A 19,166-nucleotide genomic window follows, 5' to 3' on the forward strand; every position below is an offset into this window, starting at 1 on the left:
TTGCGTTGTTGTCGTTATTGAGCCCAATAACGACAACAACGCAAGCCTGACCCCATCCTATTTGAGTTTAGAGAACAGGCAGGTTAGAATAATCATGTCATCTTCTTTTTCCGATTTGACCGCATAAGGCAGCTTGTGAAACAGCTTTATCATCCCCTTGTTTTCAGAAGAGGTATATGCCACAAGTCCTTTAATTTCGTTGTCTATAGCAGCCCTTGCCAGCTTCCTTTGAAGGATTTCTGCGATTCCCATACCCTGGTATTCATTGGATACGGAAAATGCAATTTCAGCCATATTGATTATGGAGTTTCGAAAATATTCACCAACAGCAATGATTTTTTCAAACCCCAGTTCTCCAATGGTGGCAACAATAGTTAGATCGTTGATATAGTCAATTTCAAAAGTCGTATCGATCTGATCATGGACAAAACTCTTTTTTTCATGGAAAAATCTTGAGACAATATCCCCCCGATTCATGGTATAATAGTGTTCCTGGATGCTTCTTTCATCAATGGGTTTGGCAGGTCTGAACATGACAGCAATTCCATTGATAGCGACAGTTTCTTCATATTTTAAAGGATAAACTCCTTTAATTGCCTGCTTGAATTTTCTGTTTATATCAATTAAATTCAACTCCTTTGCTTTTGAAAAGAGTTCATCCCTGAAATCCGGGTGAGCGATACTGATCAATGCCATGGCCCTTTCATTAAGGGTTTTCCCGAAAAGATTAACCACACCATATTCTGTTGCAACAAATTGAACATCCCCTCTCGGCACAACCACGGCAATACCAGACAAATTGGGGATGATTCGGCTTTTCGTGCCATGATCGGATGTAGAGGTCATCATCAGTATGGATTTACCGCCTTTTGACATGGCAGCTCCCCTGGTAAAATCAAGAAGTCCGTTGATACCGGTATAATTATTGTAGGGGAGGGCATCTGCTGCAACCTGTCCTGTCAGATCTATGGCCATGGCAGTGTTTAAAGTGACCATGGCGTTGTGCCTGGCAATAATGGAAGGGTTATTGATATAATCTGATGGATGAAATTCAATGGAAGGGTTGTCGTCAATAAATTCATAGAGAAAATGTGATCCGACCGCACTTCCGGCTACAAGTTTTCCGTTATTAAATCCCTTTTTTTTATTGGTGATAACCCCCATGGAAAAAAGTCGCATCAACCCGTCTGATAAATATTGAGAATGGACACCAAGATCATTTTTTTCAGACAGGCAAAGCATTGTGGCTTCATTTGTTACACCCAGGTTTGTTTGCAGGGTAGATCCGTCATCAATCAGCCGGGATATATGTTTGGCGATAATATTGGCAGTTTCAAGTTCAGGAAGGGGTTGTATGGTTAGAAGATCTTCCTCGTGTTCAACAATATAATCCACATCATTGACATGGATAAAGCTTCTGCCCAAGACCCTTGGCATATTCGGGTTAGTCTGGCAAATCACAATATCTGCAGATTCACAGGCAGCAAGTGTGATATCCACAGATACCCCTAAACTCATCCATCCGAAATCGTCGGGCGGAGAAGCCTGGATCAGGGCGGCATTTATGGGCATCATTCTTGATTTGAACAAATGGGGAATCTGGGAAAGGTTAATGGGAGTATTAAATCTTTGGTCTTGACTAATTTTTTTCGGGGATGCCGATCCCAGATAGAAGGACCGGATATTAAACTGCTGGGAATGAGACTGGTTGGCAACCAATGTCAAAGGGCCGCTTTCAATACACAATAATCTGACAATTTCAAGATCCGTAAACCGGACAGAGGCCTCTGCTAATTTTTTGACGAGATGTTGGGGCTCTCCGCATGAAGAGCCGATAAACACCCTTTGGCCGGGGTGTATATGTTGCAATGCTTGTTTTGCACTGGTTAGTTTCTGGACATAATTGTCAGCCCAATAAGTTGTTTTTGGCATTATAGGTGTCTCCATTAATTATTAATTTATTTTGCGGTATATTAACATAAAAACACCCTTTAAATCATTAAGAATTTTTAATTTTTTTTAAAAATGAATGATTTTTGTCTATGATAAAATGGAATATTAAATCACAAAATTAAGCAGGTTGTATTTTTTCAATTTTTTCCTTGCGATTTCCCTTTTTTTCTTGTATTTATTAATCGCTATCAGTTTATGAATCGTATTCAAAAAATAATGAGGAACGTATGGGTATATATGAACGCAAACAAAGAGAAAAAGAGCAAAGGAAAATAGGGATTATCAATGCTGCACGAAAAGTTTTTTCCAATAAGGGGTTTAACACTGCTACAATTGAAGAGATTGCGATGGAAGCAGAACTGAGTCCCGGGACTCTTTACTTGTATTTTAAGGGCAAAGAAGAATTACATACATCCCTTTCCATTGAAATATTGAAACACCTGGCAGATGAGATTCAAAAAGTTGTAGGCCAGGATATTTCAGCGGAAGAAAAAATCAAAAGATTTTGTGATGTGTTTATCGATATGTATGAGTACGATTCAAATATTTTAATCAATCTGTTTCACCTTCAATCCGGAGAAACGCTTAAGAATCTTTCAGATGAATTCTTACAGCAGATCAAAACACACTCAACCATGGCTCATGGGGCCATGGTTGATGTTATAAAAGAAGGGATTGACCAGGGTATTTTTATTGAAGAACATCCCGTGGTTCTTGCGGATATCCTATGGTCCTCCTATGCTGGTGTTGTCCTATGGGTTGATTCCAAAAGAGTTTTAAATAGTCAAAAGGATTTTGTCAAATCTACGTTAAAAACGGCATTTAAAATAATCCTTAAGGGGTTGAAGAAAAAATAATCCTATAACTAACATAAGTACCCGTTAGCATGGCTGCCCAAAGTGATTATGCAAAAAAATCCGGTCCTGTCTTATTACCCTATTTTATCAAAGGAACAGTAAGCCCGCCATCCATCAGAAACAACACACTTGCGTTTCTGCCCTTTTCTTTAAGAGCAAGGTCAATGGCAGTCTGAAGATGGCTGAAAGGCTTAATGAACAATTTTGAAATGACCTCCGGTTTTACATCTGTCACTCCCCACATTTGGGCCCAAAGTCCGATTTCTGCCATTTTAGCCGCTTTGTGATACCCTAAAACATATCCTTTTTCAATGGTTTCAAGTGCAGCTTCGGGCGTGTCGCTGGAACCCAAAAGATCGGCAAACGCCTTGCCGCCGATACCACACCTGCATTTAGCCACAAGGATCATGATTCCATTTTCTTTCAGGGCCAACTTTGCATTATCAATGCCTTTCTGGGCCTGGTATAAATCAATATCCTGTGGGAATTTCACCACTGATACAACAATGTCGGCCTTTTCTTCCAAAGGGGCTGCAAACACCTCATTAGCCAAGTCTATGGCGGCATGAAACGAATCATTGATATGGCCGCAGCAAGTGGCGTAGACCTTATGGTGCTTGTCCAGGACCGTCATGATGGAAAAAATTTCCTGTTTCACGGTTTTAATGGCATCAATCATATCTTCGTGAACCGGGTTGCCGTCAAGGGCTAAGGCCTTTGCTTCAGGGACAAGGGCAAGCTTATGGTTCTGTTCTATGGTTGTATACCCTGCAATACCCGGCAAAAAAGATTTTCTTCCCCCGGTATACCCGGCAAAATAGTGGGGTTCCACAGAAGAAATAATAATAATTTTATCTGCCTCAACCCCGGCCTTGTTGACATACATCTGCGTACCATTGGTAGACTGACCTAAGAAAACCATGTCTTCTTCAACCCTGGCATCATGAACAATAATCCGATCTTTAATTTCCTCATAATAGGAACCGAAAATCTGAAGATATTCTTCCTGGGATGGGCCCCTGTGGGCACCGGTGGCAATAATAAAGTTGAAATCAGTCTGTTTTAAGTCATCAAAAATAAATTCAAGAATTTTTTGAGTGGGAGTAGGTCTTGTGGCATCGTTGACAATGACAAGCACTTTTTTTGTATCCCTTAAAAACTCCTTAAAGCTTTTGCTGTTGATGGGATTATTGATAGCGACTTTTATATTTTCATCTTCATCACCGATTTGAACGTCATTTGCTTCAAGAAAACTGATCTTGACATCATCATTAATCTCAGCTGACATGGAACCGTCTTTTCCATAGGGAACATCAATCTTCATAAAAAGACTCCTTTAGCGTATCGGGCCCAATTTATTGAGTTTATCCACAAAGGTATCAATTTCAGCCTGGAATAATGTCTTGTCCCCGGCCGGAATCTGAACGAGCTGAATCCTTTCAGGGTCAATATCAATGCTTTTGAATGTATTGTGAAGATTTTCAACTATCTTTTTAGCCCGAAGATTACCGTTGTGCTCGCATTCGTCGTCAGGGCAGACAGCTGCCATAACACCCCAGGCATTGTGAAGAAAAGGAGCCATCAACAGATGTGCCTCAAGACGTCCGCCACACATGTTCACAAGAATTTCATAAGCCTTTTCCTTTGTTTCGGATTCAGGCAGTACTGAAGCCTGAAGGCCGGGATAATATGACCAGTTACAGGCAAAAATAATGGCCTTAGCAGATTCATGGGTCTCTAAAAAAATTGAGGCCCTCTCAATAAGATCATCTCTGCCGGTTCCAAAATCATTTTCAATTTTAGCTGCGCCTGCCGGACAGACTTCAAGGCAGATACCGCAGGCCTGGCATTTGGCTGGATCAGTGGCAATTCCTTTTCCATCATAAAATCTGGCTTCATGGGGGCAGGCCCCCACACAAAGGAGGCAGCGGGCACAGTATAGTTCTGTTATAGAGGTTGTCCCAGGGCCTTTCAGTCCCATCTCAACGAGGTCTTTTCTGGCATCAGTGAAAATTTCAGTTAAGGGAACCCCTGAAGAGCAGGCAGCTTCACATCGTTTGCAGTAAAAGCATGAGAACATTTTATCTGCTGCTGATTCTGAAGGTTCCACCTCACCTGTCAACAGTCCGAAAGCCGTGATTATTTTTCCCCTGGGTGCATCAGATTCCCAGCCTGTATGCTTGAACATCGGGCAATGTTCAAAACAGTATCCGCATCTGATGCAATTCGCCAGGGTGTCTTGCCATTTTTCAAGATTCTTAAATTCTTTTCTTTTATTTTCCATGGAATTAACCTTTTAATTTAGCTGTTCACAGAATATCTCAAGTTGGTCGCAGTCACCCAGTTTTCCGGGGCCTGCGCAAGTTTACCAGGATTCAGAATATTATTGGGATCAAATGCTTTTTTGATACCGGCCAGAAGACTTAATGAATCTGATTTCTCAATTTTGAATGATTCAGCCTTGGAAATTCCGATACCATGCTCTGCACTGGTGGTCCCATTAACAGACCGGACATAGTCATACACCTGGGTTATGGCCTTTTTGGCAGAATCCCATTGGTCTTTTCTTTTTGTATCCATTAAGATTTTGGTGTGCATACACCCTGAACCGCAATGGCCGTAGGCCGTCATGACAATATTATTTTCGTCTGCTATTTCATGGACTTTCCCTGCCAGTTCCGCCATTTTTGAGTAAGGAACGGCCATGTCATCGGCAAGGGATGTACTGGCAAGATTGTCGTCATATTTTGAGAGTGCTGGAAAGAGTTTTTTTCGACCCATGAAAATTTTTGCACGTTCCTTTGGATCATAGCTGGCATGAATATCCGTGCCATTATGCTTCTCACATATTTTCTTTATTTTGTCGATTTCATAATCAACAGCTTCTTTTACCATGCCGTCTGCTTCAAAAATCAATGCCGCTGCAACCTCTTTAAGACCAAGATCCATGGTTTTATTTACAGCTTTAATGGCAACATCGTCTACCAGTTCCAGCATGGAAGGAATCGCACCCGATGCCATAATAGACCCAATGGCTTCACCGGCATCTTTAAGGGCATCAAAATTGGCAACCCCCATGCATCTGAATTCCGGGATCGGAACAAAGCTTAAGGTGGCTTCAACCACAATCCCAAGCGTGCCTTCAGACCCGACGATGAGTTTGTGAAGCTGATAGCCCGAGGCTTCAACCCTTGTATGGGAGCCCAGTGTGACCAGATCGCCATTTGGCAGAACAAGCTTCATCCCAAGAACAGCATCTCTTGTTGCACCATATTTTACAGACCTCACCCCGCTGGCATTATTGGCAATTTCACCGCCTATGGTGGCAATCCTGGAAGAAGCTGGTGTCGCGGGATAAAATACCCCATATTGTTTTAAGGCAAGATTGAGGTCATCATCAACAACACCCGGCTCAACCCGGCAATACACATCCTCAAGGTTGATTTCGAGAATTTTGTTCATTCCCTTCATATCAAGGATGATCCCTCCCTGGATCGGGACTGCCTGGCCACACATTCCTGAGCCGCCACCCCGGGCAATAACCGGGATAATTTCCTCGTTTGCGTATCGCATGATTTCCTGGACCTGTGAGGTGGTTTCCGGTTTGACAATAGCCCAGGGCATGGCATGATGCACAGAAGAATCTGATCCGTATACATAGAGGTCTGAAGGGTCTGTTTTGATATTGCGTTCCCCGACAATATCTCTTAATCGGGTTTCATCAATTGTTTTCATTCGGGTCTCCCTTTTTTTCATGAATCTGCTATATTCACACAATAATTTTTACTAATAAAAGTCTAATACTTCCATAAAGATTTGAAAATTTCAATCTTAATTCGCAACTCTTTAAACTATTATCAGGAATTTACAGGATTATCTTCCACGGCTGGATCTATTTTTAGCCAAATACTGATTGTGTCTTGATCTATTCTGAATTTAATAATACTTTATTGAATCAGTTAAAAATTTTCAAAAATAAAAATTCTTAGGAATAAACAAATGACCAATTATAGTTTAAAACAAAAACTTGCCCTGGGAAGCCAAGAGTTTATCGTTCATAATATCAAATTACTTGAAGAAATGGAACTGGCAAAAATCAAACCTATCCCCTTTGCAGCCCGTGTCCTGATAGAAAATCTGGCAAGAAATATGGACTCAAAAACCATCCAATGGTCAGACGTCGTCACTGCTGCAAAATTCTATGAAACCGGTACTCAAACTTCCGAGTTAATTGCATTCTATCCTGCAAGGGTTCTCATGCAGGATTTCACAGGAGTTCCTGCAGTTGTTGACTTTGCCGCCATGAGGGATGCCGTCAATGAGGCAGGAAAAGACCCTATGCAAATTAATCCCCTGGTCCCTGTTGACCTGGTCATTGACCATTCCATCCAGGTGGACCATTTCAAGGAAAAAAATTCGTTCTTTTTAAATGCCCAAAAAGAGTATGAGCGAAACAAAGAAAGATATCAGCTCTTAAAATGGGCCCAGAAAAGCTTTGACAATTTCAGGGTCGTTCCACCTGAATCAGGGATTTGTCACCAGATTAACCTTGAATATCTTGCCACGGTTGTTTCAACAAAACAGACCCAAGAAGGTCTTGTAGCTTTTCCTGACACCCTCGTGGGCACTGATTCCCACACTACCATGATCAATGCCCTGGGCGTTCTTGGTTGGGGCGTAGGCGGTATTGAAGCAGAAGCCGTCATGCTGGGCCAGCCATATTATATGAATCTTCCGGAAATTATCGGTGTCAATTTTATCGGCAAACCGCAAAAGCAGATTACCTCAACTGATATTGCCCTCTATGTGACAAATATACTTCGCAAAGAAAATGTAGTTGAAAAAATTGTTGAATACACGGGAGTTGGGTTAAAGAACCTTACTTTGACCGACAGAGCCACTATTTCCAACATGTCGCCGGAATATGGTGCCACAGCCGGTTTTTTTCCAGTTGATGAGCATACCCTGGAATACCTTAAAAAAACGAATCGACCGGAAACAGCTGCCCTTGTTGAAGCATATTGTAAGGCCTGTGGACTCTTCAATTTCCACGATAATGACATAAAATTTTCCAAAAAAATAGACGTGGATCTCTCTTTGATTGAAATTTCGGTTGCAGGACCTTCAAGACCCCAGGACAGGATTTCTCTTTCCGGCGTAAAAGAAAGGTCCACGAGGATTTTTGACCTTGGGAACAGAAAAGACCTGCAAATCAATCCCGAAAATAAACCCCAGGCGCTCACCAACGGAAGTATTGTCATTGCAGCCATTACATCCTGTACTAACACATCCAACCCCTACACCATGATCGGTGCCGGCCTTGCTGCCAAAAAAGCCGTTGAAAATGGCCTGTCCATTCCCTGGTATGTCAAAACTTCCCTGTCCCCCGGGTCCAGGGTGGTCCTGGATTACCTGAAAGGCTCCGGGCTGATGGATTATTTCCAGGAACTTGGCTTTAACAATACCGGTTTTGGATGCATGACCTGTATCGGGAACAGCGGTCCCCTTGATCCGTTTATTGAAGAGTCCATTAAAACAAATGATATGGATGTCATGTCTGTTCTTTCGGGCAATAGGAATTTTGAAGCAAGAATACACCAGGACGTCAAAGGAAATTTTTTAATGTCGCCTATCCTTGTGGTGATCTATGCCATAGCCGGAAGAATTGATATTAATTTTAAAACAGAACCCCTTGGGATTTCAAAAAAGGGGGAGCCCGTCTTTATGAAGGACATCTGGCCCGAGGCTGAGGAAATAAATCATTTTGTTGAAACCTATGTCCATGAGAGATTCTTCAAAGACCAGTATGCCAATATTTTTAAGGGAGATAAGCTCTGGCAGGAACTTGAGGTGAAAGAAAGCACCACCTTTAAATTTAATGAAGATTCAACCTACATCCGGAGGCCACCCTTTTTCAAAGACTTTTCCCTGGATCTGCCCGTCCTTGAGGATATTAAAGATGCCAGAGCACTTCTTGTATTGGGAGACTCCGTCACAACAGACCATATCTCTCCTGCGGGCGCCATTCCTGTGGATTACCCGGCAGGGAAATACCTGGTTGAAAATGGTGTAAAACCCTGGGAATTCAATTCCTATGGCTCTCGCCGGGGGAACCATGAAGTGATGATGAGAGGGACGTTTGCCAATATCAGGATAAAAAACAAGCTTGTTTCCGATACAGGCGGCGTAACCCTCAAATTTCCTGAAAATGAACTTGGATTTGTGTTTCATGCTTCTCAAAAATATCTGAATGAAAACACAGATCTTGTGGTTTTCTGTGGCAAAGAATACGGAACCGGATCTTCAAGAGACTGGGCGGCAAAGGGTACCGGTCTCTTGGGGATAAAGGCGGTCATTGCCATATCATTTGAAAGGATACACAGGTCCAATCTCGTGGGCATGGGGGTTTTGCCACTGATTTTCAAACAAGGAGAATCCTTTGAAACATTGGGGCTCAAAGGGGATGAAACCTTTGAAATCAGCAATTTAAACCAGATCCAACCCAATGGCTTTTTAATAGTTAAAGCTTTGAAAAATGGCAAAGAAAAAAGTTTTCAAGTCATTGTTAAGCTCAACACCGATATTGAAATCGATTATATTAAAAACGGCGGAATCCTTCACTATGTACTGCGTCAAATGATCAAAGCATAGAACCTTTTTCCCCGCGACTGGTCCCGGGAGCCGCCGTATTATGCCAGCCCTCCTTTTTTCCAGTCGCGGATCAGATTTAAAAAGGTTCTGACCCCGATACCCGAAGGTCCTTTGGGAATATAGGATTTTTCTGTAAAATCCCATGCTGTCCCGGCAATATCCAGGTGAGCCCAGGGCGTTTTATCTATAAAGTTTGACAGGTAGGCCGCAGCCGTAATGGTACCGCCCCATCTACCCCCTACATTTTTAATGTCTGCCACTTTTGATTCAATCTGTTTTTTGTATTCTTTTGTCAGGGGCAGTCGCCATAAGGGTTCGCCGGCGTCTTTCCCAGCGCAAATAAGCCGGTCTGTCAGCTTGTCATTATTGCTTATCAGTCCTGAATAGTGATGACCCAGACCAACGACCACGGCACCGGTCAAGGTGGCAATATCTACCACGCAGTCGGGTGTAAAGGTCTTGATGCCATAAGCCAGGGCATCGGCCAGAATCATCCGGCCCTCGGCATCCGTGTTCACAATTTCCGAAGTGACCCCATTGAAATGGCGGATGATATCCCCTGGTCGGACCGCAGAACTGCCGGACATATTATCTGTGGCAGGAATGACGGCCACAACACCGACAGATGGTTTTTCCTCTCCTACAGCCTGCATGGTTGCCAATACGGCTGCACCGCCGCACATGTCATATTTCATCTCTTCCATGCCGGATGAAGGCTTTATACTGATTCCGCCGGAATCAAATGTAATGCCTTTTCCCACAAGAAGGATGGTATCAGATTTTTTTTCAGGCTTGTATTCAAGAATTACCATCCTGGGAGGAATGGCCGAACCCTGATTGACAGCCAGAATACCGCCCATACCCAGTTTTTTCATGTCCTTTTTTTCAAGGCAGGTGTATGTCAACCCGTGTGTTTGGGCCAGGATTTTGGCATAGTCGGCAAATTCTCTGGATGTCCATCCGTTACCGGGTTCGTTGGCCATATCCCTTGCCTCACATGCGGCACGGGCAGCAACAACGCCTTTTTTTACTCCTTTTCGAGTGGAGTTAACCGAGTTTGTACAGGAGAATCGAATCATCTTAAGTCCGGCATAATCTCCTTTTTTTTTGCTGATTTCTTTGTATTTTAAAAATCGATAATCCCCCAGAAGCATGCCTTCTGCAAAACATTCCGCTGTTTTTTCCGGACCAAGGGTTTGGATGGCGGGAAGACAGACCGTTATTGTTTTTGCCTTTGTTTTTTTACACGCCTTTGCCATGTTCCCCCCGATTTCTCTAAGTAAGTCAACCGTTTTTGAAAAATCCTTTTCCTTTTCTATTTTGCCCATCCCCATCACCAGGATCCGTCGAGCTTTGATGTTTTCTTCCGCACTAACGGAAGATGGGTAAAACATGAGTTGTTCTTCTGCCTTACCTGAAAAATCCTTCAGGTCAAATGCCTTTTCCACCGGGTCCTTTATGAAATGATCACATAAGGGCGGTTTGTTTTTTTCCTCTGCCACACAATATATAAGCAGGTCTGAGTCAATGGTTTCTACGGGTCTTTCAGTTACTGTCAATCGGGTTGTTTTCATGGGTGTCCTTTATTATAAGTTTAATCATTCATTTCTTTTACCTTTATTATTATAAAGTTATGATATAATATGTTTCGTTGTTTTTTTATAGATATATTTTACTGAAATTATAATTTAAGGGAATTTTTTTGTTTATGGAAATCAATCATTACGAGTTTAAGTATGGCGAATTTGGAGAAACCACAGGAGTCCAGATTAACTTAAGGGGTTTTGATGTCCTTCGTTTCAACAACATCAGTAAAGGCACCGCTTTTACGATTGATGAAAGACGCAAACTTAAACTCAGCGGTTATCTGCCACCAAGGGTAAAGCCCCTCGAAGACCAGGTCAGATCAAGTCTTGATATCATTGAGAAAAAAGAAAGTGATATTGAAAAATTTATTTATATCAGAAGTCTTTATGACAGGAATGTTGTGCTCGCCCATGCTGTTATTGCAAATGATGTTACAAAATTTCTACCCATTATCTATACCCCCACCGTGGGTCTTGCCTGTCAGCAATACTCTAAATTGTTTCGCGGAGCAAACGGTATCCATTTCTATCCAGGCAATATTGATTATGCAGAGCACGTTCTGCATCATTATACGGATCAGGATATTGGAATTGCCGTGGTAACGGATAACCAGGGAATCCTAGGTATTGGTGACCAGGGTGCCGGCGGTATCCCCATTTGCCTGGGAAAACTGATGCTCTATACCCAGGGCGCAGGACTTGCTCCCTGGCACTGCCTTCCCATATCCCTTGATGTGGGGACGGATAATGAAGAACTCTTAAATGACCCGGACTATCTGGGTTGGCGGCACAAACGTATCAAGGGCGAAGAATATTATGACTTCATCGAAAAATTTGTAATAGCCTTTAAAAAGAATTTCCCCCATGCCCTGTGTCAGTGGGAGGACTTTTCAAAACAGACGGCTTTTAACGTCCGGGATAAATATCTCAAAGAATTGATTTCCTTTAATGATGATATCCAGGGAACCGGTGCTGTGGCCCTGGCTGGTATTCTTGCCGCCATGAAAGTAAAAAAAGAAAAAATGACCGATCAGGTTTATCTGGTCCATGGCGCCGGTGCAGGCGGTATCGGCATTGCAGAACAGATCGAGACAGAACTTGTTGAGCAGGGCCTGGATAGAAAAGATGCCGAAGCCAAAATATTTACTCTTGATTCAAAAGGGCTTGTCACCACTGACAGAGAACTTGAACCGTATAAAACAAAACTTGCAAAAGATCCGAAAACACTTTCCTGGCTGAAAAACCCAGAAGACAACACTCTTTTAAACGTGATTAAAAATGAAAAAGTGACCGTATTGATCGGCACCTCAGGGCAGCCCGGATGTTTTACAAAAGAAATTGTTGAGGCCGTGGGTAAAAATACGGACAGACCTGTTATCCTGCCATTGAGCAATCCCACTGCAAAAGCAGAAGCCCTGCCAAAAGATGTCTATGAATGGACCGACGGAAAAGCTCTTGTGGCGACAGGTTCTCCTTTTGATCCCGTCCAGCACAACGGCAAGGCCTATAGAATAGGTCAAATGAACAATTCCTTTGTCTTCCCGGGTGTCGGCCTTGGTGTTGTGGCATCCGGCGCCAGTGAAGTTTTGCCAACCTTCTTTTCTGCGGCAGCCCATGCAATTGCTGAATTTGTCAAAGAAAAAGAGCTGAATGACGGCATTCTGTTTCCCCCTCTGGATCAACTGAGAAACGTCTCCCTGGAAGTTGCCAAAAAAGTCGGTGCAGAAGCCATTAAGGCCGGTGTTACTCAAAAGGGTTGTGCTTTCTCAAAATTTAAGCACAATAATGATCCCGAACGACTGAACATTCTTGTGGATAAAATACGCTGGAGTCCCAGGTATCTGGAACAGGTTTAATATTTGCTGAATGCCAACAGCCCGTTACCCGTGTTTGGGCAACGGGCCTGCGGGCTCATCCCCACATTTTACAAATTCACTGAAATAATATGGCTAAATTTTATATTTTGATTTTGGAAAATAGATAGAAAAGCAAGTGCCTTTATCTACTTCACTTTCCACTTCAATGGTTCCGTGGTGAGCTTCAACAACATTTTTCACTATGGCAAGTCCAAGACCTGTTCCGTTAATATGTCTTGTTTTTTCATTCTTCACACGAAAGAATTTGTCAAAAATATGTTCCAACTCTTTTTGCGGGATTCCAAATCCGGTATCAGAAACCATGATTTTCGCACAATCACTCTTTTCATCGGCTAATACGGTTATCTTCCCGCCATCTGGGCTATACCGGATCGCGTTGGATATTAAATTAGAAATTACTTCTTCTATGTTTGTCCGGTTTCCCATCATTCGAATTTCTTTTCGGGTCTTTTTTATTATCAAATGAATGGATTTGGAATTTGCTTGATCCCGGTACAACACAACCTGATCTTTTATAAGTTCAATCAGATCCAATTCTTCTCTCTCCTGGTTAATTAACCCAGATTCAATTTTGGAAATATCCAGAAGTTCGGTTGAAAGAGCGGTTAATGACTTGACGCGATTAGAACTTTTTTGCAGTATCTCTTTTTGTTTGTCCGTCAATTCACCCGCCAACCCGTCCAGGACGATATTTAACTGCATGAGAATAGAGTTTAAAGGACTTTTAATTTCATGAGCAACCATGGAGACAAAATCCGATTTTAACTGATCGATCTTTTTTAAGGCCGTAATATCATTAAAAACAGTGATAGACCCCAAATTTCTTTTCAGGCGGTCCCGGAACGGAATACACCTGACACCAATGATCATATCATCCTTTTTAGTTGAAGTGGGCATGGTGATCTCATCGGTAATTTCTGCAAATATATCCTCGGGCTGCTCAATAGCCTGATCTATCATATCCAGCAACCTGGGATCCTTTATAAATTCAGACACAGTATGACCGATCACAGATTTCTTCCTGCAGCCGATCATCTTTAAGAATGCCGGATTTGCCAGGGCAATCCGTTTCTGATTATCTGTTGTTAAAACACCATTATTCAAGGTATTAATCATGACCCTCATTCGGGATTTTTCCGTTGCAATATCCTGAAGCGTATGTATAAATTCAATGGCTTTGCTGATAACAACCCTTAATTGCTGGGGTGAAAAAGGTTTTGATAAAAAATCAAAAGCCCCCTTTTTCATTGTTTCAATTGAGTGTTCAAGAGTTGCATATCCGGTAATTACTATCACCACAGTATCAGGGTGGCGGGATTTTACATCGGTTAGGACATCCAGCCCGGACATCCCCGGCATCATTAAATCCAATAAAATGATATCAAAATGTTTTTCTTCAATCATTTTCAACCCTTTAATGCCGTTTTCTGCCACCTCAACATCACATCCTTCTTCAGTCAACAACCTGTGACAGACTTCCTGAATCCGCACTTCATCATCCACGACCAGAACCCGTGGCTGGAAAACAATATTCTTTACACTATCTTTTATTGAATCTTTACTATTATTCATGATTATTCTATTCTCAGTTTAAATTATCATATCTTTAAAGGGTTATGAATTACACAAAAATGGTATTTTTTCCGAGGCAACATACATTGGAAATTCAACGATAAAAGTTGTTCCTTTCGAACCTGTTTTTTTAACAGAAATTTTCGCTCCGTGTTCTTCTATAATACCGTAAACAATACTCAGACCGAGACCTGTACTTTTCCCCACTTCCTTTGTTGTAAAAAAAGGATCAAAAATTTTAGATAAATCTTTATAGAGGATACCTTTTCCGGTATCTCTCACTTCCAGAAAAACCTTTTTCTGGACTTTATTCTTATATGTTGTCAAGGTGATTGTGCCGGTTCCGTCCATGGCGTCTGCAGCATTGATCACCAGGTTAATCAGCGCCTGGTTGAGCTTATTGGTATCTGCATTAATGAGCATCATGTCCTCTGACAGATTTTTTTTAACTTCTATATTTCGAAACTTCTTCTGATCCCTGATCAATGTCAGGCTCTGTTCGAGAATCTCATTGAGTTGAACAATTTCCTTTAGTGTTCCCGCACTGCGGCTGTACACCAACAGGCTTTTAACAATTTCCCTGCACCGGTTGGCATCTTCAAGAATACACCCAAGATCTTGACGCATACTCTTGTCAATATCATCCCTCTCCAGAAGAAGGCTTGCATAAAACAGAACACCTGTCAGCGGATTATTGATTTCATGAGCAACCCCGGCAGCCAACTGACCCATAGACGCCATTTTTTCAGATTGTGCAAGCTGTTCCTGAGTGAGCTTCAACTCTGTTTCAACCCTGATCTTATCTTTTAAATCATTATAAATCGCCATTGTGGCGGATTCATTGCCTTTTTCATCGTAGATAATAGCAGCAGACATCTCAACTTCAATTTCTTCACCACTTGCATTGACAATGTTAATGCGTGGAATCAAAAGTTTTCCCTTGCCCCCGATTTTTTCATCCCGAAGCATTCGCATTATTTCTTTGGCCTTACCCGGTCGATACAATTGTTCTGTATGTTTTATCTTGCCTTCCCCGCCGTTATAGTCGCCAAACAATTCTTTTGCCACTGAATTCATTAAATTGATATTGCCCTGCCGGTCTGCGGCAACAATAGCACTTGCAGATGAATAGATAACCCGACTGATAAATTCTTTCGCGCCATGCAACTGGCTTTCAAGGGATTTGGTCCGGGTAATATCCCGCATACTCCCAATCACATAGGCCACATCACCGTTTTCATCGAAAACAGGGGAAAACACCCTCTCCTCCCATCGATAATGATGCTTTACCGTAAAACGATGACTCTTTTTATCTTTTATGACTTTGGAAATGGTACACTGGTCAGACTTACAGGGCGTATCTTTATATAAAAACGTATGATAACATTTTTTCCCAAAAATTTCCTTAAAGGAAAGATTAAAGGTTTCATAAAATTTCTTATTGGCGCCTACCAGGGTTTTATCAGGAGAAATAATGACACTTGGGTAGGACAGGGAATCAAATATCCTTATCCGCCAATACATCTCATCCGCAGACATGTCCAAATCTTTTCTCACACCATTTACCTTAGAATCATTCATTTGTTTAATTATGGAATTTCAAACACATCCATCAACGCCTGTTTGGCCTCCTCACCTTTACCCTGGGGCAGAACAATACCAATACTGGCCCCGGTGCAGCCTGTCTGCAAAACAGGGATGGATTTTTCCGAAAGACAATTCAATGCCCTGCTGATAATACTGTGCCTGTCGCCGAAATGTGGGCCGTGAAAATTGATCAGTTCAGCGGCACAGGTTTGACGGGCAGGGATACCCAGCTTTTTCCCCGTTAACAAAAAAAGGTGTATCTGCGCAGGCGTTTCCATATAAGCAGAAGTATGGAAAAACTTATTTTCTTTATCTTCCATGGATTGAATCTCTTGTCCGAACGTGGCCAGCCGGTCAAAAGAAAAGAGATAAAAACTAAGATTCAAGCCAGACTCCAATGCGATCCCGTAAGTCTTTATTTTCTTTTCTACATAGGTTGCACGGGTTTCAGGATATTTTCTCTTCAAAAATTGAGTAAATTCTTCATTCTGTTCCTGCTCAAACGGGACATGGGATTCAGGCAGATCGAAATTCTTCGAAAAAATATCAATAACAGCATCACAATCGGTTTGATCAACAACAAATGTTAACATTGCATTTGAAGAAACCATGTGCCGGAATGATAATTTCAGCCTTCCCATAAGCGACAGGAGAAAACCCAATGACCGCAACCTGTAATGGTGGGGATATATGGATATGATACAGACATTCCTGTGATAATCCAGATTTCCGTCCTGACGTGCCGGCTGTCCAAGATGTTTTGAAGCAATGGATCCTGAAATATAGGATCTATCGCCAATAGTGTTCAAGACAATAAATACCATATTAATCTTATCGGATGCCAGGATTTGATAGAGAGGCACACAGGGCTGATCCCGTCTGTCAATATCCACCTGGGTCATCTGAATATAATTTTTATTCAGACGAATCCCGTTTATTTTTACTTGCTCCGTCATCCCTGAAACCCTGCAAATTTTACAATATGGTGTAATAAAAATGGCGGTGAGGGCAAACACACACTCCCGCCATATTATTTTTCCACAATGCTATTGGCAATGGTCTCCGACGATTTCCATTAATTTGTCCAGATCAATGGGTTTGGGAATATAATCGTCTGCCAGAGTTGCTTTGCCATCATGATGAGTATAGCTGGTTGTTTTTACCGAATCCGCCACAGCAGTCAAAAGCACGATAATAATATCTTTAAGATCATCATTGTTTTTAATATCATCACAGACTTCCCAACCATTTTTCCTTGGCATCATTACATCAAGAATAACAAGAGCGGGTTTTTCCTCTTTTATTTTTTCCATGGCTTCTTCACCGTCATAAGCCCTGGCAACTCTATACTCCAGAGATTCCAATTTCATGGAAACCGCTTCCACCAGATCAGGATCATCATCCACGACCAAAATAAGTTTTTTTTCACTCATTTTTTTCACTCCTTTTTATTGTCTTTATTGCTTTTTTATTCCTATACCACAGGTCTGGGGAACAATCCTGCTTTTTCTACAATTTGAGGAACCTTTTCTTCCCATTCAATGGCCATAATGTGAAATCCATGTACACCTTTGACTTTTTTTAACCTTTCAATGGATTCAATGGCTATTTTTATGCCTTCTTCGGGTTGTTCTTCCTTTGAGACTCCCTCCATGCGTTTGATGACATCATCGGGCACATCCATACCCGGCACTTTGTTTTTCATATACCTTGCCATGCCGGCTGATTTCATTGGGGTGATCCCTGCTAAGAGATGCACCTGTTCATCAAGACCCCTGTCACACACCATTTCCATATATTTTTCAAATTTATCCAGATTGAAAATGCACTGGGTCTGGATAAAATCCGCACCTGCTTTTATTTTTTTGGCAAGACGCATGACTCTGAGTTCAAAAGGATCGGCAAAAGGATTGGCTGCAGCCCCGATAAACATTTTTGGCGGGGATTTAATATCTGCACCGCCCTGGAATTTGCCTTCATCTCTCATTTTTCTCACCGCCTGAACCAGTTGAATGGAATCCAGGTCAAAGACACCATTAGCCATGGGATGATCACCGAATTTCACATGATCCCCCGACAGACACATCATGGTGTTAATACCCATGGAATAGGCACCGATAATGTCGCTCTGCATGGCCAGGCGGTTCCGGTCCCTTGTTACCATCTGCAAAATGGGGTCCAATCCCATCTGTTTAATAATTACACCGGCTGCCCAGCTGGACATTCTCACCATGGCGGTCTGATTGTCTGTTACATTAATAGCATCAACATGATCTTTTATAAGACTTGCCTTTTCTTTTACCTTTTCAGGAATTGCACCGCGGGGAGGACCGACTTCAGAGGTCACCGCAAGGGCTCCCGATGCCAATACTTTTTCCAGTCTGCTTTGTGTCTTCATAATGACAAATCCTCTCTGATTATTTTTCTGGGCCCGCCGCCGCCGGCCGGGCGAAAGTCTTTTGCTTCCATAATTTCTTCATATCTTTTTTCCATTCCAAGGGCCTTTAACCTTTCCCAGATCAAACACCAGGCACAATCAACATCCGGGGCAATTTCACACTTGCCGTCGGATGTTCCGCCGCAGGGACCATTTAAAAGATGCTTGGAGCATCTTGCCACAGGACAGATACCACCGGTAATGCCCAGCAGGCAGTCTCCGCACCCCTGGCATCTTTCAACCCAGATCCCCTGGGATTGGGACGCTCCCATAAATTTGGTATTTACGGCAGGGAACACGGGTTTTTCTTTATACCTTTCTGCAATGGTCTGTACACCGCATCCGCAGGCCATGGAAAGAATTGCATCGGCCCTGTCAATTTCAGACACGAGTTCTTCCACATATTCGGGATCGCATTGTCTTTCAAGTGTTATCTCCTTAATATCAATAGTCCTGCCCTGTTTTAAAGAATGCAGGTTAAGAGCCGAGGCCAAAAGTCCGACCTCTTTTCTTCCTCCGGCCGCACATACGGTCACACATTCATTGCAGCCCACCAGAAGAATCCGGTCATAGGGGGATATATATTCTATAATTTCTTTTAAAGGTTTTTGCTCTGCTGTTATCATATTCTTGTCTCCGAAAATTT

The 19,166-nt window shown here is 42.3% G+C and carries 14 protein-coding genes; 3 read left to right on the top strand and 11 right to left on the bottom strand.

Annotated features, from left to right (window positions below; all coding sequences use genetic code 11):
- Positions 1 to 57 precede the first annotated feature (57 nt).
- Complete coding sequence (locus QAI40_RS03655; protein ID WP_299978146.1) at positions 58 to 1,932, bottom strand: GNAT family N-acetyltransferase; 1,875 nt, start codon at positions 1,930 to 1,932, stop codon at positions 58 to 60.
- Positions 1,933 to 2,180: 248 nt separating this feature from the next.
- Here QAI40_RS03655 and QAI40_RS03660 point away from each other — a divergent pair, with 248 nt between their 5' ends.
- Positions 2,181 to 2,810 (top strand): TetR/AcrR family transcriptional regulator, encoded by a 630-nt coding sequence (locus tag QAI40_RS03660; RefSeq protein WP_299978143.1) that lies wholly within the window; start codon positions 2,181 to 2,183, stop codon positions 2,808 to 2,810.
- Between the two features lie 79 nt (positions 2,811 to 2,889).
- On the opposite strand, the gene larA is transcribed toward QAI40_RS03660, so the two are convergent.
- The 3 genes from larA to QAI40_RS03675 are packed head-to-tail and all read right to left on the bottom strand — an operon-like array spanning position 2,890 to position 6,545.
- Positions 2,890 to 4,134 (bottom strand): nickel-dependent lactate racemase, encoded by a 1,245-nt coding sequence (larA, locus tag QAI40_RS03665; protein WP_299978140.1) that lies wholly within the window; start codon positions 4,132 to 4,134, stop codon positions 2,890 to 2,892.
- A 12-nt stretch (positions 4,135 to 4,146) separates the two neighbouring features.
- Positions 4,147 to 5,094 (bottom strand): hydrogenase iron-sulfur subunit, encoded by a 948-nt coding sequence (locus QAI40_RS03670; protein WP_299978138.1) that lies wholly within the window; start codon positions 5,092 to 5,094, stop codon positions 4,147 to 4,149.
- A gap of 17 nt (positions 5,095 to 5,111) precedes the next feature.
- Complete coding sequence (locus QAI40_RS03675) at positions 5,112 to 6,545, bottom strand: FAD-binding oxidoreductase (protein WP_299978134.1); 1,434 nt, start codon at positions 6,543 to 6,545, stop codon at positions 5,112 to 5,114.
- Between the two features lie 264 nt (positions 6,546 to 6,809).
- On the opposite strand from QAI40_RS03675, the gene acnA reads away from it, so the two are divergent.
- Positions 6,810 to 9,461, top strand: coding sequence for an aconitate hydratase AcnA (acnA, locus tag QAI40_RS03680; protein WP_299978132.1), 2,652 nt, complete (start codon positions 6,810 to 6,812; stop codon positions 9,459 to 9,461).
- A 38-nt stretch (positions 9,462 to 9,499) separates the two neighbouring features.
- Here the strand turns inward: acnA and QAI40_RS03685 are convergent, their stop codons facing one another.
- The gene (locus QAI40_RS03685; RefSeq protein ID WP_299978129.1) at positions 9,500 to 11,035 is read right to left on the bottom strand and encodes a leucyl aminopeptidase; all 1,536 of its coding nucleotides are present in this window, start codon (positions 11,033 to 11,035) and stop codon (positions 9,500 to 9,502) included.
- Positions 11,036 to 11,169: 134 nt separating this feature from the next.
- Here QAI40_RS03685 and QAI40_RS03690 point away from each other — a divergent pair, with 134 nt between their 5' ends.
- On the top strand, positions 11,170 to 12,903 hold the full coding sequence (locus QAI40_RS03690) for an NAD-dependent malic enzyme (protein WP_299978126.1): 1,734 nt from the start codon (positions 11,170 to 11,172) through the stop codon (positions 12,901 to 12,903).
- Between the two features lie 93 nt (positions 12,904 to 12,996).
- On the opposite strand, the gene QAI40_RS03695 is transcribed toward QAI40_RS03690, so the two are convergent.
- The 6 genes from QAI40_RS03695 to QAI40_RS03720 form a co-directional block, all read right to left on the bottom strand.
- Positions 12,997 to 14,496, bottom strand: a complete 1,500-nt coding sequence (locus QAI40_RS03695) for an ATP-binding response regulator (RefSeq protein WP_299978124.1) — start codon at positions 14,494 to 14,496, stop codon at positions 12,997 to 12,999.
- A gap of 42 nt (positions 14,497 to 14,538) precedes the next feature.
- Positions 14,539 to 16,053, bottom strand: a complete 1,515-nt coding sequence (locus QAI40_RS03700) for a PAS domain-containing sensor histidine kinase (RefSeq protein ID WP_299978121.1) — start codon at positions 16,051 to 16,053, stop codon at positions 14,539 to 14,541.
- A gap of 32 nt (positions 16,054 to 16,085) precedes the next feature.
- A complete protein-coding gene (locus QAI40_RS03705; protein WP_299978117.1) occupies positions 16,086 to 17,039 on the bottom strand; it encodes a hypothetical protein in 954 nt (317 codons plus the stop codon).
- 90 nt (positions 17,040 to 17,129) lie between these two features.
- Positions 17,130 to 17,516 carry a response regulator gene (locus QAI40_RS03710; RefSeq protein WP_299978114.1) on the bottom strand — a complete coding sequence of 129 codons (387 nt, stop codon included), beginning with the start codon at positions 17,514 to 17,516 and terminating at the stop codon, positions 17,130 to 17,132.
- Positions 17,517 to 17,557: 41 nt separating this feature from the next.
- Positions 17,558 to 18,481 (bottom strand): methylenetetrahydrofolate reductase, encoded by a 924-nt coding sequence (locus QAI40_RS03715; protein WP_299978110.1) that lies wholly within the window; start codon positions 18,479 to 18,481, stop codon positions 17,558 to 17,560.
- Positions 18,478 to 19,146: a methylenetetrahydrofolate reductase C-terminal domain-containing protein gene (locus QAI40_RS03720; protein WP_299978107.1), complete on the bottom strand. Its 669-nt coding sequence runs from the start codon at positions 19,144 to 19,146 to the stop codon at positions 18,478 to 18,480. The genes QAI40_RS03715 and QAI40_RS03720 overlap by 4 nt, the downstream gene beginning before the upstream one ends.
- Positions 19,147 to 19,166: the final 20 nt, after the last annotated feature.

Source organism: Desulfobacula sp. (assembly GCF_030611305.1).
GTDB lineage: Bacteria > Desulfobacterota > Desulfobacteria > Desulfobacterales > Desulfobacteraceae > Desulfobacula.